The sequence below is a fragment of the Bordetella tumbae genome, assembly GCF_965139195.1.
In the GTDB taxonomy this organism is placed as follows: domain Bacteria; phylum Pseudomonadota; class Gammaproteobacteria; order Burkholderiales; family Burkholderiaceae_B; genus Bordetella_A; species Bordetella_A tumbae.
Genome location: NZ_CBCSJH010000040.1, coordinates 4727 through 31411 on the forward strand (window position 1 = coordinate 4727; position 26685 = coordinate 31411).

The window sequence follows — 26685 nt, forward strand, 5'->3', positions numbered from 1 at the left end:
CAGCGGCTCGGCGCAAGACCAGGCGCCGAGGTCCCCTTCGGGGACTGCCCGCCGCTCNACGGGCTGGCNTGGCGTCCCGGCACCCGCAAGGGACGGCTCAATAGAGAATCTCTGCGCCAGCACAAGAGCCCCCATCTCGCCCAACATCACCCACACCAAAGCAAAAACAATCACCGATCCAAAACAAAACAGGCGCCCAACCTCAGGCGCCCGTTCTTCACACTAACTAGCTAGGATAAGCTAGGCTATCAAGCACTTTCACGCGCCGCACGACGACGCTCGTGCTCTTGCAGATAGCGCTTACGCAGCCGGATCGACTTCGGCGTAATTTCCACCAGTTCATCATCATCGATGAACTCAACCGCATACTCGAGCGACATCTGAATCGGCGGCACCAGACGCACCGCCTCATCCGTACCCGATGCACGCACGTTGGTGAGTTGCTTACCCTTGATCGGGTTGACGACCAAGTCGTTATCGCGGCTATGGATACCGATGATCATGCCTTCGTACAAGGCCTCGCCCGGGTTGACGAACATGCGGCCACGATCCTGCAATTTCCACAGCGCATAAGCCACCGCGTCGCCGTTGTCCTGGCTGATCAGCACGCCATTGCGACGCTCGCCGATGCTGCCTTCGCGCAAGGGTGCGTATTCGTGGAAAATGTGGCTCATCAAGCCCGTGCCACGCGTCAAGGTCAGGAACTCGTTCTGGAAACCGATCAGGCCACGGGCCGGGATCAGATATTCCAGACGGGTACGGCCGCGCCCATCAGGCTGCATGTCTTGCAAGTCGCCCTTGCGGCGGCCGAGTTCTTCCATGACGCCACCTTGGTGAGCGTCTTCGACGTCGACGGTCAGCGACTCGAACGGCTCGCATTTGACGCCGTCGACTTCCTTGAACACCACACGCGGACGCGACACGGCCAATTCGTAGCCTTCGCGACGCATCGTTTCCAACAAAATGGTCAAGTGCAATTCGCCACGGCCCGATACTTCGAACACGGTATCGTCGCCGGTATCGCGCACACGCAGCGCCACGTTGGACTTCAGCTCGCGGTCCAGACGGTCACGCAGCTGACGGCTGGTGACGAACTTGCCTTCACGGCCAGCCAAAGGCGACGTATTCACCATGAAGTTCATCGTCAGCGTCGGCTCGTCAATGCGCAGCATGGGGAATGCTTCGGGGTTCGCCGGATCCATGAGCGTGCAGCCAATACCGATGTCTTCGATACCGTTGATCAGGACGATGTCGCCGGCTTCGGCTTCCTCGACCACCTCACGCTCCAGGCCCTTGAATTTCAGCACCTGGTTGATGCGGCCTTTCGAGATCGAGCCTTCGGGACCGAATTGGAAAGCCACATCCATGCCAGGACGGATACGTCCACGGTTGATGCGACCCACGCCGATCTTGCCCACGTAGTTGTTGTAGTCCAGCGAGATGATCTGCATTTGCAGCGGACCATTGGGATCGTCGTCACGCTGCGGCACGTGCTGCAGGATGGCTTCGAACAACGGGCGCATGTCGCCTTCGCGCACGTCCGGCGTCAAACCGGCGTAACCCGACAGACCCGAGGCGTACACCACGGGGAAATCCAGTTGCTCTTCGGTCGCACCAAGCTTGTCGAACAAATCGAACGTCGCGTTGATCACGAAATCCGGACGAGCGCCCGGGCGATCAATCTTGTTGACCACGACGATGGGCTTCAGCCCCAGCGCCAGGGCCTTGCGCGTCACGAAAATGGTCTGCGGCATCGGGCCTTCGACCGCATCGACCAGCAGCAACACGCCGTCCACCATGGACAGCACGCGCTCGACTTCGCCACCGAAGTCCGCGTGTCCCGGGGTATCGACGATATTGATGTGCGTGCCTTCGTATTCAACAGCACAGTTTTTCGCCAGAATCGTAATGCCGCGTTCTTTTTCGAGGTCGTTCGAATCCATGACCCGTTCCGAAACCGCCTGGTTTTCGCGGAAGGTACCGGATTGGCGCAGCAACTGGTCGACCAGGGTAGTTTTACCGTGGTCAACGTGGGCAATAATGGCGACGTTGCGCAAGGCGCGAGTCATAGCGGGTCCTTTAAGGTCGGTGTGGCGGGCAGCAGGCCCGCCGGCAATTCATTCAATGCAAGCAAAGCCTGCTTGGGATCAGTCATGGCCTGCAAGGCCTCGAGCGTAATGGCGCGATCCAGCGAAAACGGCCCGACGTGCGTGCGCCGCAGCGCCGCCAGGTGGGCATAACACCCCAGTGCCCGGCCGATATCCTGAGCCAGGGTTCGTATGTACGTCCCCTTGCTGCACGCCACATCGATCTCGGCCTGGCTGCCATTCAGCGATAACAGGTCGATGCGGTAAATCTTGACTTGACGCGCGGGGCGGTCCAACTCGATACCCTGGCGTGCGTATTCGTACAACGGCTTGCCGTCCCGCTTCAGCGCTGAATACATCGGCGGGATTTGCTCGATGATGCCCTGAAAGCGTGACAACACGTCGAGCAAGGCAGACTCGGTCACACTCACCGCGTCCGTCGCACGTGCTGTCACGATGCCGGTCAAATCGCCGGAATCGGTTTCCTCGCCAAACTGCAGCGTCGCCCGATAGGATTTGTCGGCGTTAAGCATCGCGCCGGAGATCTTGGTCGCACGCCCCATACAGCACACCAGCAAACCAGTGGCGAAAGGATCCAGTGTACCCGTATGCCCTGCCTTGGCGGCATCCATGGTGCGTTTGGCGCGCTGCAAGGCGTGATTACTGGACAAACCCACAGGTTTGTCTAGCAACAGGACACCGTCGAGCGCAAGCCCGCGTCGTTTAGCCATCGTCGAATCCGGGAAAAAAGCAGCAGTAGACGACAGCCGATCAGCGCTGGTCTTCAGGTTCGTCGGGCTCTTCCGCGACCGGGCCAGGCCGGTTTGCGCGGTCGATCAATGCCGACATTTCGATGCCACGCGCGATTTGCTCGTCATGGACGAAGCGCAATCGGGGCACGGTGTGGATGTGCAGGAGCTTGTACAGCAGGGAGTGCAGCCAGCCGGCTTTTTCGTTGAGCAGCGCCGCCGCGGTGTCGGGCTCGGCGCCCATCACCGTGAAATAGACCTTGGCATGCGCATAATCAGCCGACAGCTCCACACCGGACAGCGTGATCAATCCAGCGCGGGATACGTCGATCTCGCGCTGAATGAGGCCAGCCAGATCCTTTTGGATCTGGTCGGCCAGCCGCAAATTGCGGCCGGGGATGGATTTAGATTTGTGACGGCTCATGTAACACGTATGAAATTCACGATCGCTTTTTACAGCGTACGCGCAATTTCCTTGATTTCGAAGACTTCCAGTTGGTCGCCCACTTGGATGTCGTTGGTGCCACGCAGCGTCAGACCGCAATCAAAGCCGGATTTGACCTCTTTGACGTCGTCCTTGAAGCGGCGCAACGAATCCAGCTGACCGTTCCAGTGAACCACATTGTTGCGCAAGAGACGGACCTGCGAATCGCGGCGCACCACACCGTCGAGCACCATACAACCAGCGATGTTGCCGATACGGGAAATCGAGTAGACCTCGCGGATCTCGACCAAGCCGATGATCTCTTCTTTTTTCTCGGGCGCCAACATGCCCGACATGGCTGCCTTTACGTCATCCACAGCGTCGTAGATGATGTTGTAGTAGCGCAGGTCGATGCCGTTGTTCTCGGCCAATTTCTTGGCGCTTTGCTCGGCACGGACGTTAAAGCCGATCACCACGGCGTTCGAAGCGATAGCCAGGTTGATGTCGCTTTCCGAGATACCGCCCACGGCCGCATGCACAACCTGGACACGGACTTCGTCGGTCGAGAGTTTGGTCAGCGAAGACACCAGGGCCTCTTGAGAGCCTTGGACGTCGGTCTTGACGATCAACGCCAAGGTTTGCGTACCCTCGCCTAGGTTGTCGAACATGGACTCGAGCTTGGCAGCCTGTTGACGCGCGAGTTTGACGTCGCGGAACTTGCCTTGGCGGAACAGCGCGATTTCGCGGGCCTTGCGTTCGTCGGCCAGCGCCATCAACTCGTCACCAGCAGCCGGCACATCCGTCAGGCCCTGGATCTCGACCGGAATGGACGGACCAGCTTCTTGGATCTGCTTGCCGTTTTCATCCAGCATGGCGCGAACGCGGCCGAAGCTGGCACCCGCCAGAACCACATCGCCGCGCTTGAGCGTACCGCTCTGCACCAGGATGGTGGCAACCGGACCACGCCCCTTGTCGAGACGGGCTTCGATGACGAGCCCCTTGGCTGGCGCGTCCACGGGCGCGGTCAGTTCCAGGATTTCGGCTTGCAGCAACACGTTTTCGAGCAGATCGTCGATGCCGGCACCAGTTTTGGCCGACACAGGGACGAACGGAACGTCACCGCCGTATTCTTCGGGCACGACTTCCTCGGCGACCAGCTCTTGCTTGACGCGGTCGGGGTTGGCTTCGGGCTTGTCGATCTTGTTGACGGCCACGACCAGCGGCACACCGGCAGCCTTGGCGTGGTGAATGGCCTCGCGAGTCTGCGGCATGACGCCGTCGTCGGCGGCGACCACCAGAATCACGATATCGGTGGCCTTGGCGCCACGGGCACGCATGGCGGTAAACGCCTCGTGGCCCGGGGTATCCAGGAAGGTCACCATGCCGCGATCGGTTTGCACGTGATAGGCGCCGATATGCTGGGTGATGCCACCGGCTTCGCCAGAAGCGACCTTGGCACGGCGGATGTAATCCAGCAACGAGGTCTTGCCATGATCGACGTGACCCATCACGGTGACGACCGGTGCACGAGGCAGTGCCTCGGCTTCGACGGCACCCGGAGTTTCGTCGAGGAAGGCTTCCGGATCGTCGAGCTTGGCGGCGATCGCCACGTGGCCCAGTTCCTCGACCACGATCATGGCGGTTTCCTGGTCCAGCACCTGATTGATGGTGACCATCTGGCCGAGCTTCATCAATTGCTTGATGACTTCTGCGGCCTTGACGGACATCTTGTGTGCCAGGTCGGCCACGCTGATGGTCTCGGGAACGTGCACTTCGCGAGCGATGAACTCTTGTTGCACGGGCTCTTGGCGACGCTGATCGTTTTGTTGATTGCGACCGCCCTTGCCACCTTTGCCACCCTTGCCACCGGCGCGCCAGCCGTCACGGCTGGGGGCAGCAGACTTGGTGTCGGCAGGTTTCTTGCGCGACGCATCATCATTCCAGGACGACGATACCTCTGCCGTCTTGATAGTTTTCTTCGAGCCCGCGCCGGCGCTCGGCTTGTTGGCGTCTTTTTTCGCGCCCGCCGCAGCCTTGCCGCTGGGCTTGTGCAATGTACCCGACAAGGGAGCGGGGGCTTCCGGCTCGGGCGCACGCAGGACTTTGCGAGGACGATTCAACATCTCGCGCAAGGCAGCGGCCTCGGCCTCGGCGGCACGACGCGCGTCTTCGCGCGAAGCGTTATCGCCAGCAGATTGAGCCAATGGCGGCGGCGCACGGCGCTCGGCGCGCGTCATACGAGGCGCAGCAGCGTTGGACTTGGACGAAGAAGCAGGCGGAGTCAGTTTGGCAGACTCGGCGGGAGATTTGGCAACAGTATCGATTTCAGCTTGCACAACAGGTTCCGGCGGGGCCGACGGGGCCTCGCGCTCGGGAGCGGCTTGTCCAGCGGCAGGCTCAGCCGAGGCAACCGGCTGTTCTGCCGGCACGGGTGCCGGTTCGGGTTGGGACTCAGGCTCGGCCTGGGCCACGGGGGTAGCAGGTTGAGGCTCAACGCTCGGCTCAGCCTCGGGTTCGGAGACGCTCTCGGCGCCAGATTCGGCAGCCACGTCAGGCGTTTCCGCTGCAGGCTTGGCGGCCGGTGCCTCGACCTGGGTTTCGTCGGATGCGGGCGCAGACGCCGGCTCGACCACGGGGTTGGCCGTCTGGCTCGTTTGTTCCTCGGCAGATACCGTTGGCTCAGCCACAGGCTCAGCAACAACGGGCTCAGCGGCGGGAACGGCGGTTGCCGTCACGGTTTCGTTCGATTCTTGAACAGGCGCAGGCGTGGGCGCAACGGGCGCAGGCGCAGTCGTCGATACCGACGACTCGGCGGCCTCGGCCTGTTGTGCAGCAGCCTGTTCCTGAGCGATCTCGGACGGATCCCGCTTGACGAACACGCGTTTTTTGCGGACTTCGACCTGGATGGTACGAGAACGGCCAGTGGCATCTGCCTGGCGGATCTCGGAGGTCTGGCGACGCGTCAAGGTGATCTTCTTGCCCTCGGTCGCGCCATGAGCGCGGCGCAGAGAGTCGAGCAGCTTCGCCTTGTCGCTGTCGGTTACCGCGTCGTCCACCGAGTTGAGGTCAACACCGGCCGAACGCAGCTGCTCGAGCAGCACGTTGGCTGGCATTTTCAGCTCGGTAGCGAACTGGGCGACAGTATTACTCGACATTAGGCTATCTTCCCTCTATATGCAGCGATTACAACAACGATGAATGGGTTTTGAATCAAACGCTCGGCAGGATGCCGCCGGTTATTCCTCGTTGAACCAATGAGCCCGGGCACGCATGATCAAGTCGCTGGCCTGTTGCTCGTCGATCCCGGCAATTTCCGCCAGCTCGTCAGTAGCCAGCTCTGCCAGATCGTCACGGGTCAGCACTTGTCGCTCGGCCAGCTTGGCAGCCAGCTCGGGCGTCACGCCTTCGAGCTCGAGCAGGTCCTGAGCCGTTTCAAGGCGTTCTTCCTGGGCGATGGCCTCGGTCAAGAGCGCATTGCGGGCACGGGCGCGCAACTCGTTGATGGTGTCTTCGTCAAACGCTTCGATTTCCAGCAACTCAGGCAGGGGCACGTAAGCGATTTCCTCGATACCGGTAAACCCTTCATCAATCAGGATGTCGGCGACTTCCTCGTCGACGTCCAGCTTGTCCATGAATGTAGTACGCAGGCCGGCGCGCTCGGATTCCTGGCGGCTGAGGCTTTCTTCTGGCGTCATGATGTTGATCTGCCAGCCGGTCAGCTCGGAAGCCAGGCGCACGTTTTGGCCTTTGGCGCCAATGGCCTTGGGCAGGTTTTCCTCGTCGACCACCACGTCCATTGCGTGTTTGTCTTCGTCGACCAGGATCGATTCGACATTGGCCGGCGCCAGAGCGCCGATGACGAATTGCGCAGGGTCTTCGGACCAAAGCACGATATCGACCTGTTCGCCACCCAGCTCGTTACGCACAGCGGTCACGCGCGAGCCGCGCATCCCGACGCATGTCCCGATGGGATCAATGCGCTTGTCGTAGGCGATCACGGCGATCTTGGCGCGTACACCCGGGTCGCGAGCGGCGGCCTTGATCTCGAGCAAGCCTTGTTCGATTTCGGGGACTTCGTTTTCGAACAACTGGCGAATGAAATCAGGCGAGGTACGCGACAGGATGACCTGTTGGCCACGCGCAGCGTGATCGACCTTTAGCACATAGGCGCGCAGACGATCACCGACGCGGAAGTTTTCCTTCGGGATCATCTCGGAGCGTGGCAGGCGGGCTTCGATCTTGCCGGTTTCGACGATGATGTCGCCCTTGTCCATGCGCTTGATCGTGCCGGAGATGATGGTCTCGCCACGATCCAGAAAGTCGTTGAGGACCTGCTCGCGCTCGGCGTCACGGATTTTTTGCAGGATGGCCTGCTTGGCAGCCTGGGCGCCGATACGGCCGAATTCGATCGGCTCGAGCGGTTCTTCGATGTATTCGCCGACCTGAATATTGGGCAGGAGTTCGATGGCGTCGGACAGCATTTCCTGTTTGTCCGGTTCTTGGAGGCCGGCCTCGTCAGGCACCACCAGCCACCGGCGGAAACCCTCGTGGCTGCCAGTCTCGCGATCGATGGAGACGCGGATTTCGGCGTCGTCCTTGAAACGCTTTTTCATGGCCGAAGCCAGCGCGCTCTCGAGCGCTCCGAATACGACTTCACGCGTGACGTTTTTCTCACGCGCCAAGGCATCGACCAACAGAAGAATTTCGCGACTCATCGCTTTTTGCCCTTGAAATCCAGAACGGGATCCAGTTTGGCACGCTCGATATCACCGAACGTGAAACTCAATACCTGAATGTCGTTCTTTTTTGCCTCAAATTCGAGACCGAATACGGCCTGCTGCGCAGTGGCCGCCGCGTCGCCCGCTGCGCCCTGCTCTGCCTCAGGCAGAGACAGAATGCCGGAAAACACCTTTCGTCCATCCAGCGGCTCGCGCAGTTTGATCTCGATACGTTCGCCCACGAAACGGCGCAGCTCGGCCTCGGTGCGCAACGGGCGATCCGTGCCCGGCGAGCCGACTTCGAGCCGCTTGTAGTCGATGTTTTCGACTTCGTAGACGCGCGACAACTGGCGCGAGACCTGCTCGCAGTCCTCGATGCGCACGCCGCCGACCCTATCGATGGTGACGCGCAATAGGCCCAGCGCAGCACGTTCGACGTCGACCAATTCGACGTCCATGCCGGCCAATGCCTGTTGGGTCAATGCGTAAATATCTGCCATACACTCAAAAAAAATGGGCTGCAAACCCAGCCCACTGTATCGCCCGGCCCTCGGATCATCTGATGATGGGACACCCCACCAGCACGTAATACCGAACCCAAGCCCAAAAGAAGCACACCCGAATACCTATCCAGGCGACAGCATATGCTGCGGCACACGGCAAAGACGCACCCGTGGGTCACCCGCAGGTCCATGCGCGCCATGAAAACCAATGATTTTACCAGATAATTGCGAAAATTGCCTGCTATGTCGCGGGTTTACGTCAAGGGCACCAGGACGGTGCCCTTGACGTCGCGCCGGCACAACTCAACGGTCGCCACGCCCACGGCCACCGCCTAGAAAGCCCAGGCGAGACTCGTGCGCCGAGGCACCCTTGGGCTGCCAATCGTCGCCTTTGGGGCCGCGCTGCGGACGGCCTTTGCCACCACCGCTGTTGCCTTGCGGCTTGCCGTTGCGGACCGCCTGATTACCACGCGGCCCACCCTGGCCGCCGCCAGGTTTTCCATTGGGCCGATTCGGGCCTTTGCGCTGATTGCCGGCAACGCCGGGAGCGCCCGGTGCCGATGCAGCCCCCTCGCCGGCCGGCCCCGTGGGGCGACGCGGCTTGCCGTGCTTTGCAAACTTGCCATCGCCACGCTTGTTGCCGCCCTGATAGCCGCCTTCACTATTGCCGCCCTGCCCGGCATTGCCATAGCCACCGCTACCGCCCTGCCCGCCTGCCGGATTGCCGCCCACGTTGCCGTGGCCACCGCCGAACTGGGCGCTCGGCCCCTTGCCGCCGCGCCGTCCGCCTGGCTTGTGACCACCCTGCATACCTGCCGGCTTGCCACCGGGTTTGCCGCCCTTGCCGCCACGCCCGCCGTCTTTACCCAGCGGATGTCCATTGGCATATCCACCCGTGAACATCAAGCCAGTACCAAAAGGGTCGGACGGCGAGGACGCCACCTGGCCGGCACTGCCCGGACGTCCGCCCTGCAATTTGCCGCGGCGACCGATGCGCGCACCATTCATGCCGTTGCGGTCCATCGTGCCAAACCCGGGAGGCAAAGCACTGTCATGCGAACGCGGTTGACGCGCATGACGACCACCGTCGGCATCGTCGTCTTCGCGCAACAGACCCAGCTGCACCATCAACGCCGTCACCAAGGAGGAGTCCAACTCATCCCAACGACCGCGGCGCAAATTACGCGGCAACACCAAATCACCAAAGCGAGTGCGGATCAGACGGCTGACCGTCACGCCTACCGCCTCGAACATCCGGCGGACTTCGCGGTTGCGCCCTTCTTGGAGCGTAACGCGATACCACCGGTTGCTGCCGTCGCCGCCCAGATAATCCAGCGAGCCAAAGGCAGCCATGCCGTCGTCGAGCTGAATACCCTCGACCAGGGACTTGCGGGTGGCGTCGTCCATTTCCCCCAATACACGCACCGCGTACTCACGCTCGGTACCGTAACGGGGATGCATGATGCGATTGGCCATGTCGCCTGACGTGGTGAAAATCAGCAGCCCTTCGGTGTTCAAATCCAGACGGCCGACCGACAGCCATTTGCCAGTACGCAGCTTGGGCAAACGCGCGAACACATTGGCGCGGCCACCAGGATCGTCGTGGCTCACGATTTCGCCTGCAGGCTTGTGATACAGGATGACACGAGGCGGTTTTCGCGTATTGGTGCGAGCAACCGGCTTGCCGTTGACCCGGACCAGGTCCGAGGGCGAGACGCGCTGACCGATGTGCGCGGGCTCACCGTTGACCGACACGCGGCCGGCAGTGATCAATTCTTCCATTTCGCGGCGCGAACCAACGCCCGCGTCCGCCAGGACTTTGTGCAGCTTGGGCATCGCTGCATCGCTATTCAGATATTTGCCCAGGCGCTGCTCGCTGCGATCGGCATGCTCTAAATAAGAGAGCATTTGCTCGGCCTCGCGCTCAGCGCCGCGACCGCCAACCGCCTCGCCCGACGGCGCGGCCGGCGCGCCCTCCACCGATCCCGGTGCCCCCGCGACACCCGTCGCATCACCACGACGGCGACGGAACGGGGTGCGCAGCTTACGGCCACGGCCACCACGCGCCGCATTGGGATCCCCTTCATTGGCCTGAGCTGCCGCGGCCTGCGCAAATTCGGCGGTAGCGGGCGATGCCTCGCCAGACTCCGACGCCGGCCGCTGATTTGCCATGGCGTTTCCGCCGCGCCGGCGATTCGGACGGCCCTCGGTCACGACGGGCCCTGCCGACGCCGCACCCGCAGACCCGCTCGACGCAAAAGACTCGGCCGCCGACTGAGCAGCAGGCCCGGCCGATTCAAACAGATCCGCCTGCGTAGATGTGCGAGTTTCTCTCACAACTGGTCGAGCGGGCACGAAGGGCGCCTCAGATGGCGTAGAGCCGGCAGAGGAAGATCCAGCCGCCGCCTCATGCGAGGCAGCCCGTTCAGTTGCAACAACAGGCGCGTTACGCTCAACTGCCGCTGCGGACACGCTCGGCACTGCCTTGGCGACAGGCGCCGCAACACCAGACGAGATGGCGCTTTCTGCCACCGCAGGCGTCACCGTATCAGCCGATGCCGCGCCTGCGGCGGCTTTGCGGGTACGCGTGCGCTTGGCGGCCGGTTCTGCTGCAACTGCCTCGGCCGAGCCGCTGGCTGCCGCCTTGGGTTTGGCCGACTTGCTTGCCGCCGATTTGGTGGCAGCAACTTTAGCCTGCGTGGCGGATTCGGGTGCTGAGCCTGCCGTCGAACTGTCTGCCACCGCTTTATCGGCCGCCGACTTGGCTGCTGCCGTTTTTCTGGCTGCAGTCTTTGCCGCCGGTTTAGCCGCCGCCGTCTTGACCACTGCGGGCTTGTCTTCTGCCGGCTTGGCTTTAGCCCTGGACGATGCCGGCTTGCCCTCTGCCGATTTGGCGGCGGATTTGGCTGCAGCCGTTTTCGTTGCCGTCTTCGTCGCCGCTTTGGTCGCCGCAGACTTGGCCGCGGTCTTCGTTGCCGTCGCCTTCTTGGCGGGCACTTTTACCGTCGACTTGGCCGCCGCAGACTTACTGGCAGCGCTTTTGGTCGCTCGGGTTTTCGTCGCAACAGGCGACTCGCCGGCCAGCGAATCAGAAACAGGGGAATCGTCTTGCATTTTTTTACGCGTCATTTCGGTTGTCACGGAGACAGCTCCAGAATTCTTTAAGCTTTCGCCAATCCGCCTTGCGCGGATTGGTCTTCATCATCAGCGGATGGCGAATCGTCAGCCTCGGAGACTTCGGTCTCGGGCGCAGACTCTTGCGATTCCGCTTCGGTAGTTTCGGTAGTTATTGATTCAGCATCGACGCGAGGCGTCTCCAGCCCCGTCTCATCCGCCACGGCGGGATCTGCATCCAGCACCGCCACATCATCGCGGACGGCTTCGGTTTCCGCCTGCTCCTGGGCTGACGCAAACGCCACATCGGCTTGCGCCTCTACCGCGGCAGGCTCAAGCGCCACCTCGGCATCAATGGCATTGTCGTCGACAACTGCCGCGCCCTCTGTATCGGATACAGACACTGCGTCCAGCTCGGCATTCGCCTCCTCGCCGGACACTGACGCAGAACCAGAAGACTCATCGACAGATGCACTCTCGACTGGCTCCGCAGTCTCAGCCTGAACAGCAGCGTCGCCTTCGGCAGCACCTGCGCTGGCATTATCTGCCTCAGCGCCCAGCGACTCGGGATTGTCCGCGCCGGACTCCGGCGCCTGAGGATCACTGACCTCAAGGGTGACCTCAGAGCCCCCCAGATCCAGCCCATGCAACGCCGCGGCGGCCTGCGCACTATCCAATGGCGGCAACTCATCCAGCGCACGCAGCCCCAGATCATCGAGAAATTGCCGCGTCGTTCCGAACAATGCCGGCCGCCCCGGCGCGTCGCGATGACCGATGACCTCGATCCAGCCACGATCCTCGAGAGTCTTGACGATTTGAGACGAGACCGTCACGCCACGAATGTCTTCGATGTCACCCCGCGTCACCGGCTGGCGCCAGGCCACGATCGCCAGCGTTTCCATCACGGCGCGAGAATACTTGGGCGGCCGCTCGGGATTCAGGCGTTCCAGATAGCGCTGCATTTGCGGACGGCTCTGAAAACGCCATCCCGTCGCCAACTGCGCCAGATCCATTCCGCGATTCGCCCAGTGCTCCTGCAGTTCCTGCAGCATCGCCCGCAGCCGATCGTTATCGAAATCGGGGTCTTCGCCGAACAGCTTGCGCATTTCGGTCAATGGCATGGGCTGGCTGGCGCAAAGCAGCGCAGCTTCCAGCACATAAGTTGCCTCGCTATTGTCCATTGAGCTTCTGTCTACCTACATAAAAAGGGCAAATTTGCATCGAGTCTGAAAAGACGCTATGATTTCGTTCTCTCAGACGCGGGGTGGAGCAGTCTGGCAGCTCGTCGGGCTCATAACCCGAAGGTCGTAGGTTCAAATCCTGCCCCCGCAACCAAATTTCATAAAGGCCTGGCTTACCGCCGGGCCTTTTTGTTTGTTGTGATGATCGTCACAAGCTCGCTCGGCAAAACAGGCTCCGGCGGCAGCGCCAAGATCGGCGCCCGCCCGCCCGCAGGGGCTATACAGCCCCTGTAGCGGAAAAACCAATGTAGCGTGGACTTGCGTAATGTTCACGACGTTCCTGTTAGACGTGGCACCGTGCCGCCCTGCACCGAAAAGCGCCTTGGGCTCGCACCATGCCGCGCGTATCAGTGCGCAGCGCCGCACCAGCGGCATTTGCTGAAAAAATGAACCTGAATCGCCTGGCCCCAAAGCACAGGACGGAGACACAGGACACCCCCACCCCGGAGCGATACACATATCAGACCGATGACACCCTGTGACCATGCACAGGACGAACTCGTCTGACAGCGATACTAAGCCGACGATTTTTAGACATATGGGACGACCATCTGTCTGCATGACCGGCCAGCACGGGCGGCCTGCCAACTCATCCGGCGACCCCACGACCAGCGCTGGAACCGTTGTAACGGCACCGGCTGTCGGACGGCCCGCCGCGGAAATACCCGCCGCGACTTTGCCTGCACCCCCAGCTAGGCAACACGGTTATACCGGAGCACATTGCCGGCCCATGAGGCTGGCAGCTGGAGTGACGTTGGTCTACATGAAGACAGTTCCACAATTATACCCACAATGCCCTCGCAGACAAAGCATAGCGCGACAATCGGCCACTACGATTGTGCGGCGAATCCTTCGGACCCGGGCAGGTTTTGATCGAGACCGGCATTTGCTGATCGTGGAGGTTTGAGGTCTACCTTTCGGCTCTGGTTCACATCGGTCGGGCCGATCCCATTGACGGCCTGGGTTTGAAGTAGATCACGAGAGCGCACGATCACGGCTTGGGTTTTGAGACAGCCTCCAGGAATTGCGTGACAGTTTTCTAGGCTAGATATTGAACACGAGTTTCAAACTATCTTGGCCCGGCGTGTGCCAATAGTCATAGCCATTTTGCTCATCGTCATCGAAAAGCGCAGCGATGAACGCACCGAAGGACGATGCCTGAGGACACAGATAGTTGTTTTCGGCGCTTCCCCAACTCGCCCAATTTCGCACCCAGCTATAGACCGCCCCAAAGTCGTCGGCGCGTAGCGAAAGAACGATTTCGAGAAGACCGGGATCAGCTCCGATTGTGAGGCACCCGGCGGGCAATCGGTCCCCTAGTTCATGGCTCCAGTCCACAGCCCGATCCCAAGAATAGAAAGGATCAACAAAATGCTCGGTCGGATTCGCGCTCCCTTCCTCGGGGAGCAGCGCAGTATGTCTGAACATATTCGGATATGGTCGGCCGCCATTATATTTGATCAAGAAGACGCGATAATCGGCTGACAAGGCGCGACCGGTCGTCTGTTCCCAACTAGAGATCGTCGAAGCTACAGTTTCTCCTGCTTCCCAGCCTTCGCCGGCAGGCCTGATCAATCTATCCACGGAAACGCTCCTTTCGCAAAATTCCCAAAACTCGAGACAACTTTAGCAACCAGTCTTCAAAACACGGGCAACCGCAGCGAGGTACGCAGCTGTCGGATCAGGATTTCAGGATCCAATTCGCGGACGATCAACACCAACCAAGAACGATGCCCGCCGTCAGGCCAGGCCGCCAACGGCTCAAAGGGATAAAGGTCGCGATGCACACCATGAATGGCGCAAGGCAAAGGTTCACCCTCGAATCCGACCACGCCCTTGATGCGCAACAGGCCGCGATGATGGGATTCTTGAAGTTGCGCCATGCCTGTCAGAAATACGGCCCGGCTGACTGACGCTGACCATTGCAATACGGCATGCCTGATTTGAGGATGGCGGACGCCGCCCATCGACAAAAAACCCAATAGCCAGCGATTCGATTCAACCGGATCCGTCTGCGGGCGCTGGAGCTCGGGGGCTGTCAGGAGCCCATCCAAGGGCATATCAGCCTGCTGCACCAGGACGGGCACGCCAGGGTTGACCTGCCGGACCGACTGTATAGCCCCCTCCACCACCACGGACTCGACAAGATCGGCTTTCGTGCACACGATCACATCCGCCGCGGCCACCTGCTGCGCTGCCTCGGGCTGCTCCAGCAACTGGGTTCGAATGTGTTTCGCGTCTACGACCGTGATGGTGCCGCGGTAAACATAGCGCTCAGCGACAAAGTGTTCATGACGCAGCGTGAACAAAATCGCTGCAGGCGCAGCCAACCCCGTCGTTTCAATCACCACCCGGCGAAAGCGCGGAATCTGCCGGCGCAATGCCGACATGAAGAGTTCGCGCAACGTGTTCACCAGGTCCCCATTGACGGAACAACATATACAGCCGCCTTCGATGAGAGCGATACGGCCATCCGCATGGCGCAACAAATGATGATCGACACCGATATCGCCCACCTCGTTGACGATGATGGCCGCGTCCGCATACGCAGGCTCGCGCACCAGGCGATTGAGCAGCGTGGTTTTGCCGCTACCCAGAAAGCCGGTCAGCACCGTCACGCCGATGCGATGATCGGCGGCGTCATGAGGAGATTGCTCAGAGGCGGACATGACGAAATTCTGACGGCTCAGCGCCATAAAAGAAAGAGAAAAGCAGCGACACCATACGACATACTGTCATCTCCCAGACATCCATTGGTCACAACCCGGTCAGCAACACCCGCAATACTCGGCGACTCTATTTATAACTACATCAGGAGTTTCCGATGTCTGTGCGCGTGCCGTTCCTGAACCCTCGCCGAGCCCTCCCGCGAGCGATGCTTGCGCTGGTTTTGGCGGGTTCCCTTTCCGCTTGCAGCAACAGTGACGACTCTGACGACGATAATGCATCGCCACCAGAGGTCCAAGAAAAAGCCTCGGCAAATCTGGCCCTGCTGGCGACGACCGATCTGCATTTCAATGTTCGCAGCTACGACTATTTCAAGCTCGCGGAAGACCCTACCTACGGCTTTGAACGTACGGCCACATTGATCCGAGCCGCCCGCCAGGAATTCCCGAATACGTTGCTCGTGGACAACGGCGACACGATTCAAGGAACGGCGCTGGCCGATTACGAGGCCCAGGTCTCGCCCATCACGTGCAGCCAGCAATCCTCGATGTACAAGGCCATGGCGGTATTGCAATACGATGCCGGCACGCTGGGCAATCATGAATTCAACTACGGGCTGCCCTATCTGAATCAAGTGCTGGGCGGCGGGCTGAACGTGGAAGGCGTAGACGCCAGCCTGTCATGCACGGGCCCGGGATTCCCGATGACGCTGGCCAACGTGCAAAGCGTCGCAAGCGGCAAGGAACTGCTGCCGCCCCATGTCATTCTGGAACGCGAAGTCAACGCCACGCAGGAGGACGGCGACCCCGTCAAGCTACCCATCAAGATCGGCGTGATCGGCCTGACCACCCCTGGCATCATGAACTGGGACAAACGCTATCTGGAAAACAAGGTCACGATCAGCGACGGCCGCGCCGCCGTTCAAGCCCAAGTTACCCAAGCACGCGCCGAGGGCGCCGATCTCGTTTTCGTACTGCTGCACGGCGGCATGAGCGATGCGAATTATTCCGCGGACATGGAAAATCCCGGCCTGTACATCGCACAGGTCGCCGGCATCGACGGCCTGATCATGGGGCATCAGCACAGCACATTCCCCGATCGCGGCACGAACCCCGCCTATACCTATCCCGGCGTGGACAATGCCGTCGGCACGGTATACGGCGTGCCGGCCGTCATGGCCAGCTCCTGGGGCAAGGGCCTGGGCGTGATTGACTACGCCCTGCAATGGGATGGCCAGGCGTGGAGCATCGACACCTCGAAAACCACCGCTGAAATACGCACCATTCAAAGCACCGACGCCAATGGCGGCACGCAATATGTCGCAGCCGACTCAGCTGTCGCAGCATCCGTGCAGACACAACACGAAGCCGCGGTGGAATATGTCAAAACACCCATAGGCAACTCGAACTTCCGCATGAGCACACTGTTTGCTGATGTCGGAGATCCGGGGGCGATTCAGTTGGTCAATCAGGCACAGCAGGCCTATGTCAGCGACTATGTGACCGCCAATCTGCCACAGTATGCCGACCTGCCCATCCTGTCGATCAGCGCGCCATTCAAGGCGGGATTTCAGGGCGGCGGCGACTACACCGATGTCGCGCCAGGCGCGCTCGCCATTTATCACGCTGCGGATCTGTATCTGTACCCCAACACGGTGTATGCCGTGAAGGTCACAGGCGCAGAGCTCAAACTCTGGCTGGAAAATGCCGCTTTGCGCTTTAACCGGATTGACCCGTCATCGACACAAGATCAGTGGTTGATCAAAGACACCAAAACCGGGCAAGTGCCTTCGGGACAATCCGCTTTCGCCGGCTATAACTTTGATATGTTCACCACACCAGATCTGCGATATGAGATCGACGTCACCCAGCCCCAGGGCAGCCGCATCAAAAATCTGACGTATCTCGATGCACCGGCAGATGGCAAGGATTTCATCGTCGCCACCAATAACTATCGTGCCGAAAGCAGCGCTCGCTACATCCTGGGTGAAGGCAAGGCGTTCGACATTGTCTACGCATCACCCGATGCGAATCGCGATGTGGTGATCAACTACATCAAGAGCAATCCGCAAATCACCCGCAGCGCAAATGGCTCGGCGCGCAGCTGGCGATTTACTCCCGTAAAAACCGCCGGCGCCGTATTGTTCAAATCCGGCAAAGACTCATTGAGTGTCGCCCAAGCAGCTGGCCTGACAGGAATCGCGCTGATCAACGCGGATGATGGATCTGGCGAGGGACGTGCGGTCTATGACATTGACCTGTCGCAGACCAACTGACCCGGAAGCAACGCGGCGGGGCCGGCTCCCCGTCGCACCGGCAGAACAGGCGCAAACGCCAGCGGATGTGCAAACCTGCTGGCGTTGGCCTACAATTCGGCTCCATGCATAGCCGCCTCACCTATTCACGCACTCTGCTGCGTGCGACAGCCACCGCCCGGTGGCCGATCTGGCGTGCTCGACATCCACTACCCACAAGCGCCGGCCCAGCCGCGGCTTTCGCCGCACTTGACTAGCCCGGCGACCTCCCACTTATCTTTTTTGCGCAATTCCTAGGTCGTCGGGCATCAGCCGCGCGAATAGGTGTTGCTCGTTTTTACGATACTGCTCTGGAAACCACGGCCATCCCAACGCGGATGGCGTTGCCGCAACGTTGCGGTATGCACCGGCGTACAGGCCGCACGAGCACACCCCTATGGCCAGCCACCACACGGCATAGGCCAGCCCAGGGACTCGCATGGACATCACCAAGGACTTCATCAAACTCAAACAGCCCTGCGCTGACGGCTTTCGCTGGTATCTGCGCCATGCGCCACCGCAAGGCACCTACCAACAATTGCTGGACGCGCTCGTTGCCGATGGCCGCACAAAGGATGCGTGCTGGCTGCTGGATCAATTTGGCCCAACGGACGCAGTATTGAAACTGGATCACCTGGATGCAGAAGACTTTGTCTTTGCAGGCGCCATAGAAGTCCGAGGCACGCTGGAGGTCACCGGCACGTTGCGTACTGGACGAGGCATTCGCGTGGGCGGCGGAATGCGGGTTCAAGATCGCTTGCAGGCAGGCGACGATATTCATTGCTCCGGCGCGATATTTTGCGGCGACACGCTGCACGTGAACGGCCGTGTTCACGCTGCGTGGAATATCCTTGTCCAGGGTGAGGTCGACTGCGAAAGCATTCGCGCAGGCTGGGACCTGACATGCACCGGCCCCGCTCGAGTGCGGGGCGCAGTGCACGCCGGTCAGGACCTGCAGGTCAACACCCTGCATTGCGAAAAAAGCATTCGCGTGGCCGGGAACGTTACCAGCGAGGCAGATATTGTCACGCGCCAAGGTGTCGAATGCGGCGGATCGCTGCAATGCGGCGGACACCTCTATGCAGGCTGGGGCATCAAGGCGCTAACGGAAATATCGGCAGCCAACGCCATCAGCGCCGGAGAAAGCCTGTATACCGAAGGCGAGATTTGCGCGGGCGAAGGCTACGGCATCTATGCTGGCCTGCAGGTGCCCGAACACGCATGGGAAAGCAGCGCGAACGTTCACGCGTGCCGCCGGCCCGGGAGCCTGCGCAGCGGCCATTGGACCTCGGTTGACGATACGCAAAGGTAGAGGCGACATGAGAATCGATGTAGCCCGCGGAGGCACCCGGCTGGAGGCTGAGCTGGACTCGCTGTACCCCCATTGCCTGCGAAACGCAGCAGTAGACGGGACAATATTTTTACCCAATCTGCGCGACAAGCCCCTGCCCCGCTATCGCCGCACCGCATCGGGTGAAACCTTTTTGTATGTAGAAGATCCGGCAAAACGCTGGCTGGCCGGCAGCACCACTTTCAATCGCGTGACAGGGCTGGATCGTAGACTGGATCAATACATACGATCCCCACATTCTCGTTACCGAGAGCCTTATCAACGCAGAGGACTCGCCAAGCGCCTCTATTTAGAAGCATTGGACGCCGGCCTGTGCCTGCTGAGCGGCGCCCGTCAATCACCAGGCGCGTTGGAGCTCTGGCGATCATTGAGCGAGCACTACCCATTGCATCACGTGCAACTGCAGGACAGACGCCTGATCGACCTGGGCAGATCTATCGAATGGAGAACATTCGAAGACCTGCACACCCGGCTATTACTATGCGGCGCGGGTTGGAGCGCGCAACGGTTGCTCGCGCTGGCAGCCGGCAATCCGTCACGCTAGCGACGTGCCTCAAAGCGCGAGCTCGCCGCTGGCCTCAGGCTGAAACAGCAGAGCCTCGATGTGCAGGCTCGACGTGGCGCCACTCGGATCGGCCCAGGACACCGTCGCACCCGCGCGATGACCCAGCAACTGACCGCCGACCGGGGACAGCACTGATAAAAATCCCTTGGTGGCATCGGCCTCGCCTGGGTAGCAAATCGTGATCTCGCGGACATTGCCATCCTGATCACGGACGCGCAAACGCGAATTCACGGTGACGACATCATCGGGAATATCGCTAGGCATCATGAAGTCGCCTTCGTCAAAGCCTTCCAGCACCGTGTGGGCCAGACCATCCGGCGTGGGGAATCGTGCGGCAAGACGCTCGACGCGGACGCGATCGAGCTCAGAGAAAATACGTTCGGTATTAGAAACAGCGGTCATCATGGACTCCTGACAGACAGAAAAAAATAGGGATGTCTGGCTTGGCCCGGCAGCAAACTCCTGAGGATGGAGTTCTGATCTGCTGCCGGGCTTAGGAGTCTGCGTCGGTGTTATGAGCCCTGTTGAACGAGCGCGCGCCAACGGCGCACCGGCGTCCAGTGCGCGCAAAAGCAACGATAGCGAAGGCAAATCGAGCAGCCGCGTTCATGTAGGGAATGGTACCTCATATGTGCTGCCCACTGAAGACAGGAGCAACCATGAGAGAGTTGGAGCCTATGCGCTGGACTCAACGCAAAAAAACGAAAACCGGAAAAGCAAAACGCCACCTGAAAGGCGGCGTCGAATTTGCTGTGTCGGTACTTCTCTTTAGCGTTTTTGGCTCCCCGAGCTGGGCTCGAACCAGCGACCTGCGGATTAACAGTCCGTCGCTCTACCGACTGAGCTATCGGGGAACTGCTAAAGAAACGAGATTATGAACGAATTTTTGGAAGTGTGCAAGTCGAGGGGCAAGAAAGTTTATATTTTTTGCTCCGCGCTTTTCGCGCTGAGTTTATCGATCCTTAAAGGGCCGGTCGGCGGGTTTTATCCACGATCAACAATCAAGCCAGCAGCCCGTGAAAAAATTCGATCGGACCGCTGTTGTGCAAGGTGGGAGCGTATTGGCCGAAACCCGCGCAAAGCTATTGCCGACGTTGGGCTTCCACTTGGATTTTTAACTCTACCTCCGGCTTGAATCCCATATTCAACGCAAAATCGATCCCGTAATCCGCACGATTTAACTCGGCCGACACATCGGCACCGCAGGCCTCGCGCTTGGTCATGGGGTGCATGATGCACTTGAAGTCATCAATGTCTAGCGTAATGGGCCGGGTCACGCCATGCATAGTCAGCTCACCGTGGGCCTTGTCCGGCACGTCGCCGTCAAACTCGGTGAACTTCCCTTTGAAGACGGCGGTGGGATAACGCTCTACATCGAGGATATCGGCCGCCATCGCGTGCTTGTTCATTTCGTCATGCCCGAAATCAACGGATTTCATATCCACGGTGACATCGATGCTGCCGGTGCGCGCGGCGCGATCCAACACGACGGTGCCGCTGGAGCGGTTGAACTTGCCGCGCCAGGTCGATAACCCACCCATATGGTCGGCCTCAAAGCTGGGATACGTATGGTCCGGGTCCAGGTCGTAGGTGACCGGCTCGGCGGCCGCCGCAGCGCTCAGCGCAATGGTGCAAGCGAACGTAAGGGCTCTGACTGTGTGCATATGGACTCCTGATTAATGAACCGGCGGATGCGGCGTTCATAGATTGACTGACAAATACTGCAACCGTTCGCGCGACGCAAGAACAAATTCGTCGTTCGTCTCGACAGGAGCCAAAAATTTCTGATATGATTTCGGTCTTTGGTGCTGCGCCACGGGCGTAGGCGCTACTGGCAAAGGCGCATTAGCGCTAATGCACGCCGGCATAGCTCAGTTGGTAGAGCAGCGCATTCGTAATGCGAAGGTCGGGGGTTCGACTCCTCTTGCCGGCACCAGGATTCAAAAAAGGCTGACCTTGCGTCGGCCTTTTTTCTTTTCTGAGCCTGATTTATTTGGCGTGCTTGGGTGGCTTGTCTGGTGTACAACCAGCGCGTCGAGGCACATCGGTGCTCGCCGCAAGACGCAAGGTACTGCCCTTGCCGGCCGCAGCATAGACCAGCGTCTGCGCGCGCCACGCAGAGAGATCTGCATATTTCACCAACGCATCCGACGGCCCATCGCCAGGACTGAACTCGAGCTTGGGCAAATCGGTGCAACTGTCCAGGTCAAGCCTGGCCAACTCGCGCCCCTCTGGCCAGCGCACGGCACGAAATGTCGGTCCTACCTGATAGCTCTGTTCGCGACCGCGGCTGAAAACTCTGCCGATATTGGGCAAGTCGACCCATTTATCGGGCTCGATCTGGACGTACTGCGTACGGCGCGCACGTGCCAAATAGGCTACGCCATCAGAAATATCGAGTAGACGCCCTTCGCCCAGATAGACCACCTGAAACGGCATATGCTGAATCATCACCGTGTCTTCCCAGGCCGTCTGAATGCGCGTCCAACCAGCCATGCCTGCATCCAGGAAACGGGTCTCATGCAAGCTGTCGCGCTTGGCGTCACTCGACATGGAAATACGTTGCACCTGTAATCGGCCCTGCATCACGCGCACACGCGCCAAAGCCGTCTCGCCGCCGGTAAAGAACACCAACATACCGTCAGGCAGAGGCTGAATCGGGCCGGCACAGTAAAAGCGCTTGAAATCGCGGCCGGGAAACAGCAGAAGGCTCACGTCGTCACCACAAAGTTTGGCACCGTTGAACGTGACCTGATAGGTGTAGCCGCTCTGGCGTTGACCCGTAGCAGGATTGGTTTGGCCGTAGGGGACGCGCTCACCGCGCAAACCATCCCGGTCGTATAGCACCTCGGTCGCGCCTGGCGCGGCCAGCCCGAACGCAATCGCGCAAGCCGTCAACCATTGCCACCCCTGCTTCACCATGCTCTGCCTCCGGTCGGGTAGTGAGCGGTGACTATATAGCATCGCGAGATGCAGCCGATGGAGATGGGGTGCTGCAGACGCGGCGTGATTGCCGCGATGACTTATTTCGCCCGCGGGTTTTCCCCAGCTATCCCGACAAACAACGTATACATTAACGTATTAATTAACGCATGCGCAAAACTGAATTTTCTTTACCCCTATGAACGCCAAACCCCAGCCCACCACATCACTCGCCGATGCCGCGTACGAACAGATTCGCCAACGCATTCTCGATAACGCCTGGCCGCCCGGGCATCGCGCTCTGGAACAGGAGGTCGCCCTCGCACTCGGCATGAGCCGCACGCCTGTGCATGAGGCACTGATTCGCCTGCATGCCGAGCGCCTGATCGACCTGGTGCCGCGTCACGGCATGCTGGTATTGCCGGTGTCCCCGAACGACATGCGCGAAATTTATGAGGTGCTGACTGCGCTGGAATGCATGGCGGCGGAATTGCTGGCACGCAAAAAGCCGACAGACGACATGCTCGCACCGCTGAGCAAAGCGACGGATGACATGGAGATCGCGCTGGAACGCAATGATCTCGATGCATGGGCGCAAGCGGACGAAACATTTCACATGGCGCTGGTGGAATTGGCCGGCAATCAATTGCTGGCGGATGGCGTCATGAAGCATTGGGATCGCGCCCATCGCGCGCGCATGTTTTCTCTGCGCTTGCGTCCCAAGCCAGTTAATTCGACGCGCGAGCATCGCGCACTGGTAGCCCGCTTGCGCGAGGGCGACGCCGAAGGCGCCTCCCGGGAAAACCGCGCGCATCGCGAACGCGCCAGCCGTGAGCTGTTAGCCATTTTCGATCAATTCAAACTCGCACAGATGTGAGGCACAAGTGACTAGTTACGATATTGCAGTATTGCCGGGTGATGGAATTGGCGTGGAAGTCATGAACGCCGCGCTGGAGATCCTGCGGGCGCTCGAGCCGCGCATCGGCCGCAAATTCACCTTGACGGTGCACCCGGCCGGCGCGCAACTGTATGCCGATACGGGCAATGCCTTGCCGGACTCCACGCTGAAGGCATGCCGCGATGCACATGCCATTCTGTTTGGTGCAATGGGCTTGCCTCATGTGCGCGCAAAGGACGGCACTGAAGTCATTCCGCAACTCGATCTGCGCTTTGCGCTGGACTTGTATGCGGGCGTACGTCCCATCAAGACCTGGCCCGGCCTGCCCGTCCCGCTGCGCGATCCGCGTGCTGCGCAAATCGATCTGGTGCTGGTCCGCGAAAGTACCGAAGGCTTGTTTTATGCGCGTGGGCGCGGAACGATTGAAGGCACCGGCGAACAGGCCCACGCCCTGGATACGATGAAAATCACGCACCAGGGAACCGCGCGAGTGTGCGATTTTTCGCTGCGGCTCGCCGAGCAAAGAAAAGCCGCGGGCAAGCGGGGCCACGTCACTAATGTGGACAAGGCGAACGTCTTTACGTCCATGGCGTACTGGCGGCAGATTTTCGAACAGCGCGCTCAAGCCTTTCCAGGCATCACGACAGAAAATGCCTATGTCGATGCGATGGCGCTGAACTTGATCATGAAGCCCTGGCAATACGACGTACTGGTGACCGAAAACATGTTCGGCGACATTCTGTCCGATCTGATCGCAGCGCTCGTGGGCGGCATGGGCATGGCGCCCTCGGCGGATATCGGTGATCACCACGCCGTCTTTCAACCTGCTCATGGCACGGCGCCAGATATTGCGGGCCAAGGCATAGCCAACCCGAGCGCCATGCTGCTCTCGGCGGCCATGATGCTGGAATGGCTGGCAGACCGCCATGCGGATGCCGCCCTGGCCGATGGGGCACAAGCCATAGAAAAAGCCCTGCGAACATCGTTCGCCAATAAAGAAGTCTTGCCGTTTGATTTTGGCGGCAAAAGCACGACGGCGGATATCGCCAATGCCGTGTTGCGCCATCTATAAGGCCGCATTACCACGCGGCAGTCTGTTCAAAGAATAAATGGGAGGCCACTCCCATTCTGGAGACAACGCACCCTCGAGGTGCCCCAAGGAGGAACACCCATGACCGACCCTCGCATGTCACGCCGACAGTTTGTGGCGCTGCCGGCCGCCGCTGCATGCCTGATGCTGCCCTCTGTAAGTGCTTTTGCGCAGAATTACCCATCGCGTCCGATCAAAATCGTCGTCCCCTCGCCGCCTGGCGGCACGACGGATTTGATTGGCCGCCTCATCGCCAACCAGTTGCAGGCCGCGTGGACGCAGCCGGTACTGGTAGAGAACAAGCCAGGAGCGGGCTTGCGTCTGGGCGCCGACTATGTGGCCAAGTCTGCCCCGGATGGCTATACGCTGCTGATGGCAGCCGTTCATCACTCGATCGCTCAGGCGGTATATAAAAAGAATAGCTACGATCTGCAAAAGGATCTCGTCCCCATCAGCATCATCGCTAACGTTCCGAATGTGCTGATCGTATCCGCGTCACTGCCGGTGAAGAATGTGCAGGAATTTATTGCGCTGGCCAAATCCCAGCTGGGCAAAATCTCGTATGGCAGCACCGGCTACGGCACCGCACACCACTTGATCGGCGAGCAATTCAATGACATGGCGGGCACACAGTTGCTGCACGTTCCTTATAAAGGCAGCGCGCCAGCAATCACGGACTTGATGGGCGGGCAGATTCATGCAATGTTCGACACGGCGTCGTCGTGCTTGCCTTACATCACGTCGGGAAAAGTCCGCGCGCTGGCCGTCACCTCGGGCAAACGATCGATTGCTTTGCCTGATGTGCCTACGCTTTCGGAATCGGGCTTGACCGGATTCGACATCGCCACCTGGTTTGGCCTGATGGCACCGGCAGGCACGCCTAAAGCAATCATTGCACAACTGCAGACCGAGATTGCGCGCATACTTGCGGTGCCGGAAATACGGCAGCAACTCAGCAACGCGGGGGCCGAGCCCGTGGGCAGCACATCCGAGCAGATGGGCAGTCAGATTGACGCGGAAATTCAGCGCTTTTCCGCGCTCGCCAAGAAAATCAACCTGGAACTGGATTGAATCAAAACACTATGCCAAACCCACCCTATGTCGTCTCAGTCGAGATCGTGATCAAACCAGAACGGGTAGCGGAATTCTTGCCTCTCATACTGGAAAATGCGACGGCATCACTGCGGCAGGAATCCGGGTGCCAGGTATTCGATGTATGCCAGGCACCCGATGATGAAGCGCAATTTTTGCTGTATGAGGTCTATGACGATGAAGCCGCCTTTCAGCTTCATCTGAAGACCGAGCACTTTCTCAAATTCGACCGGCAGACGGCATCGGACATACTGTCCAAGACCGTTCGGATTTTTGCCCGCCTGCAGTAGGCGGGTCAATCCTCGCGAGACGGTTTGTTATTCGGTATCTGGCTGTTTGTCCGGCCCAGCCAGATCGAAAGCCTGTAACTCGCGGCAGGCGGCATCGATGCGCACGACGTTCGGCATCGCAGATAGATCACATTGCAGACGGCGTGCGTTGTAAACCTGAGGCACCAGGCACAGGTCGGCCAAGCCGGGGGTATCCCCATGGCAGAACTTGCCTGTCGCAGGCGAGTTGGCCAACATGGTCTCTACCGCCCCCAAACCCAGATCGACCCAGTGCCTGTACCAGGCATCCTTTGCCGCATCGTCGACTTTCAATTCGCGCTTCAGGTATTTGAGCACGCGCAGATTGTTCAGCGGATGCGTGTCGCATGCAATGGTCTGGGCAATGGCGCGGACGCGGGCACGGCCCACTGGATCAGCGGGCAATAGCGCGGGATCCGGGTGAGTCTCGTCCAGGTATTCGATGATGGCCATCGACTGCCCCAGCACCACATCGCCGTCGATCAGCGTAGGCACCAAGGCGGTCGGGTTCAGCTCGCGATACGATTCGGAGAGCTGCTCTCCCCCGTTTTTCAGCAAGTGCACGCCCAGGTATTCGTACGACAGGCCTTTCAGGTTCAATGCGATCCGCACACGGTACGCGGCCGAACTGCGAAAATAGCTATACAACTGCATGTTGTCTCC

General features: G+C 60.0%; 21 protein-coding genes and 3 tRNA genes. 9 read left to right on the forward strand and 15 right to left on the reverse strand.

Features of this window, described 5'->3' with window-relative positions:
* Window positions 1-248: 248 nt before the first annotated feature.
* The 8 genes from typA to scpB all read right to left on the reverse strand — a co-directional run bounded on the left by typA (window position 249) and on the right by scpB (window position 12776).
* The gene (gene typA / locus ACNA0J_RS25500; RefSeq protein ID WP_415821704.1) at window positions 249-2069 is read right to left on the reverse strand and encodes a translational GTPase TypA; all 1821 of its coding nucleotides are present in this window, start codon (window positions 2067-2069) and stop codon (window positions 249-251) included.
* Window positions 2066-2818, reverse strand: a complete 753-nt coding sequence (gene truB / locus ACNA0J_RS25505; protein WP_415821705.1) for a tRNA pseudouridine(55) synthase TruB — start codon at window positions 2816-2818, stop codon at window positions 2066-2068. Before truB ends, typA begins: the two co-directional genes overlap by 4 nt.
* 40 nt (window positions 2819-2858) lie before the next feature.
* Window positions 2859-3260 carry a 30S ribosome-binding factor RbfA gene (rbfA, locus tag ACNA0J_RS25510; protein ID WP_094822168.1) on the reverse strand — a complete coding sequence of 134 codons (402 nt, stop codon included), beginning with the start codon at window positions 3258-3260 and terminating at the stop codon, window positions 2859-2861.
* Between the two features lie 29 nt (window positions 3261-3289).
* On the reverse strand, window positions 3290-6415 hold the full coding sequence (gene infB / locus ACNA0J_RS25515; protein ID WP_415821706.1) for a translation initiation factor IF-2: 3126 nt from the start codon (window positions 6413-6415) through the stop codon (window positions 3290-3292).
* Between the two features lie 81 nt (window positions 6416-6496).
* The gene (gene nusA / locus ACNA0J_RS25520) at window positions 6497-7975 is read right to left on the reverse strand and encodes a transcription termination factor NusA (protein ID WP_415821707.1); all 1479 of its coding nucleotides are present in this window, start codon (window positions 7973-7975) and stop codon (window positions 6497-6499) included.
* Complete coding sequence (rimP, locus tag ACNA0J_RS25525) at window positions 7972-8478, reverse strand: ribosome maturation factor RimP (RefSeq protein ID WP_415821708.1); 507 nt, start codon at window positions 8476-8478, stop codon at window positions 7972-7974. Before rimP ends, nusA begins: the two co-directional genes overlap by 4 nt.
* Before the next feature lie 306 nt (window positions 8479-8784).
* Window positions 8785-10653: a 23S rRNA pseudouridine(2605) synthase RluB gene (gene rluB, locus ACNA0J_RS25530; RefSeq protein WP_415821737.1), complete on the reverse strand. Its 1869-nt coding sequence runs from the start codon at window positions 10651-10653 to the stop codon at window positions 8785-8787.
* A 989-nt stretch (window positions 10654-11642) separates the two neighbouring features.
* Window positions 11643-12776, reverse strand: coding sequence for an SMC-Scp complex subunit ScpB (gene scpB / locus ACNA0J_RS25535; protein ID WP_415821709.1), 1134 nt, complete (start codon window positions 12774-12776; stop codon window positions 11643-11645).
* A gap of 77 nt (window positions 12777-12853) precedes the next feature.
* Here scpB and ACNA0J_RS25540 point away from each other — a divergent pair.
* Window positions 12854-12930: transfer RNA gene (locus ACNA0J_RS25540), tRNA-Met, on the forward strand.
* A gap of 950 nt (window positions 12931-13880) precedes the next feature.
* On the opposite strand, the gene ACNA0J_RS25545 is transcribed toward ACNA0J_RS25540, so the two are convergent.
* Window positions 13881-14420 (reverse strand): SMI1/KNR4 family protein, encoded by a 540-nt coding sequence (locus ACNA0J_RS25545; RefSeq protein ID WP_415821710.1) that lies wholly within the window; start codon window positions 14418-14420, stop codon window positions 13881-13883.
* A gap of 56 nt (window positions 14421-14476) precedes the next feature.
* The gene (locus ACNA0J_RS25550) at window positions 14477-15505 is read right to left on the reverse strand and encodes a CobW family GTP-binding protein (RefSeq protein ID WP_415821711.1); all 1029 of its coding nucleotides are present in this window, start codon (window positions 15503-15505) and stop codon (window positions 14477-14479) included.
* Between the two features lie 155 nt (window positions 15506-15660).
* Here ACNA0J_RS25550 and ACNA0J_RS25555 point away from each other — a divergent pair, with 155 nt between their 5' ends.
* From ACNA0J_RS25555 to ACNA0J_RS25565, 3 genes are all read left to right on the forward strand, one after another.
* Window positions 15661-17778: a bifunctional 2',3'-cyclic-nucleotide 2'-phosphodiesterase/3'-nucleotidase gene (locus ACNA0J_RS25555; protein ID WP_415821712.1), complete on the forward strand. Its 2118-nt coding sequence runs from the start codon at window positions 15661-15663 to the stop codon at window positions 17776-17778.
* Window positions 17779-18235: 457 nt separating this feature from the next.
* Complete coding sequence (locus tag ACNA0J_RS25560) at window positions 18236-19108, forward strand: bactofilin family protein (protein ID WP_415821713.1); 873 nt, start codon at window positions 18236-18238, stop codon at window positions 19106-19108.
* A gap of 7 nt (window positions 19109-19115) precedes the next feature.
* Window positions 19116-19691 carry an N-acetyltransferase gene (locus ACNA0J_RS25565; RefSeq protein WP_415821714.1) on the forward strand — a complete coding sequence of 192 codons (576 nt, stop codon included), beginning with the start codon at window positions 19116-19118 and terminating at the stop codon, window positions 19689-19691.
* Window positions 19692-19700: 9 nt separating this feature from the next.
* On the opposite strand, the gene ACNA0J_RS25570 is transcribed toward ACNA0J_RS25565, so the two are convergent.
* The 3 genes from ACNA0J_RS25570 to ACNA0J_RS25580 all read right to left on the reverse strand — a co-directional run bounded on the left by ACNA0J_RS25570 (window position 19701) and on the right by ACNA0J_RS25580 (window position 21376).
* Complete coding sequence (locus ACNA0J_RS25570; RefSeq protein ID WP_415821715.1) at window positions 19701-20117, reverse strand: GreA/GreB family elongation factor; 417 nt, start codon at window positions 20115-20117, stop codon at window positions 19701-19703.
* A gap of 373 nt (window positions 20118-20490) precedes the next feature.
* Window positions 20491-20566, reverse strand: a tRNA-Asn gene (locus tag ACNA0J_RS25575).
* A gap of 228 nt (window positions 20567-20794) precedes the next feature.
* The gene (locus ACNA0J_RS25580) at window positions 20795-21376 is read right to left on the reverse strand and encodes a YceI family protein (RefSeq protein ID WP_415821716.1); all 582 of its coding nucleotides are present in this window, start codon (window positions 21374-21376) and stop codon (window positions 20795-20797) included.
* A 196-nt stretch (window positions 21377-21572) separates the two neighbouring features.
* Here ACNA0J_RS25580 and ACNA0J_RS25585 point away from each other — a divergent pair.
* Window positions 21573-21648 (forward strand) — tRNA-Thr (locus ACNA0J_RS25585).
* Window positions 21649-21701: 53 nt separating this feature from the next.
* Here the strand turns inward: ACNA0J_RS25585 and ACNA0J_RS25590 are convergent.
* Complete coding sequence (locus ACNA0J_RS25590; protein WP_415821717.1) at window positions 21702-22634, reverse strand: hypothetical protein; 933 nt, start codon at window positions 22632-22634, stop codon at window positions 21702-21704.
* Between the two features lie 199 nt (window positions 22635-22833).
* Between ACNA0J_RS25590 and ACNA0J_RS25595 the strand changes: the two genes are divergently transcribed.
* The 4 genes from ACNA0J_RS25595 to ACNA0J_RS25610 all read left to right on the forward strand — a co-directional run bounded on the left by ACNA0J_RS25595 (window position 22834) and on the right by ACNA0J_RS25610 (window position 26004).
* Window positions 22834-23511 (forward strand): GntR family transcriptional regulator, encoded by a 678-nt coding sequence (locus ACNA0J_RS25595; RefSeq protein ID WP_415821718.1) that lies wholly within the window; start codon window positions 22834-22836, stop codon window positions 23509-23511.
* A 7-nt stretch (window positions 23512-23518) separates the two neighbouring features.
* Complete coding sequence (locus tag ACNA0J_RS25600) at window positions 23519-24604, forward strand: isocitrate/isopropylmalate dehydrogenase family protein (RefSeq protein ID WP_415821719.1); 1086 nt, start codon at window positions 23519-23521, stop codon at window positions 24602-24604.
* Window positions 24605-24703: 99 nt separating this feature from the next.
* A complete protein-coding gene (locus ACNA0J_RS25605) occupies window positions 24704-25693 on the forward strand; it encodes a Bug family tripartite tricarboxylate transporter substrate binding protein (RefSeq protein ID WP_415821720.1) in 990 nt (329 codons plus the stop codon).
* Between the two features lie 11 nt (window positions 25694-25704).
* Entirely contained in the window at window positions 25705-26004 is a 300-nt protein-coding gene (locus tag ACNA0J_RS25610; RefSeq protein ID WP_415821721.1) for a putative quinol monooxygenase, read from the forward strand.
* Window positions 26005-26031: 27 nt separating this feature from the next.
* On the opposite strand, the gene maiA is transcribed toward ACNA0J_RS25610, so the two are convergent.
* The gene (maiA, locus tag ACNA0J_RS25615) at window positions 26032-26676 is read right to left on the reverse strand and encodes a maleylacetoacetate isomerase (RefSeq protein ID WP_415821722.1); all 645 of its coding nucleotides are present in this window, start codon (window positions 26674-26676) and stop codon (window positions 26032-26034) included.
* Between the last annotated feature and the right edge of the window lie 9 nt (window positions 26677-26685).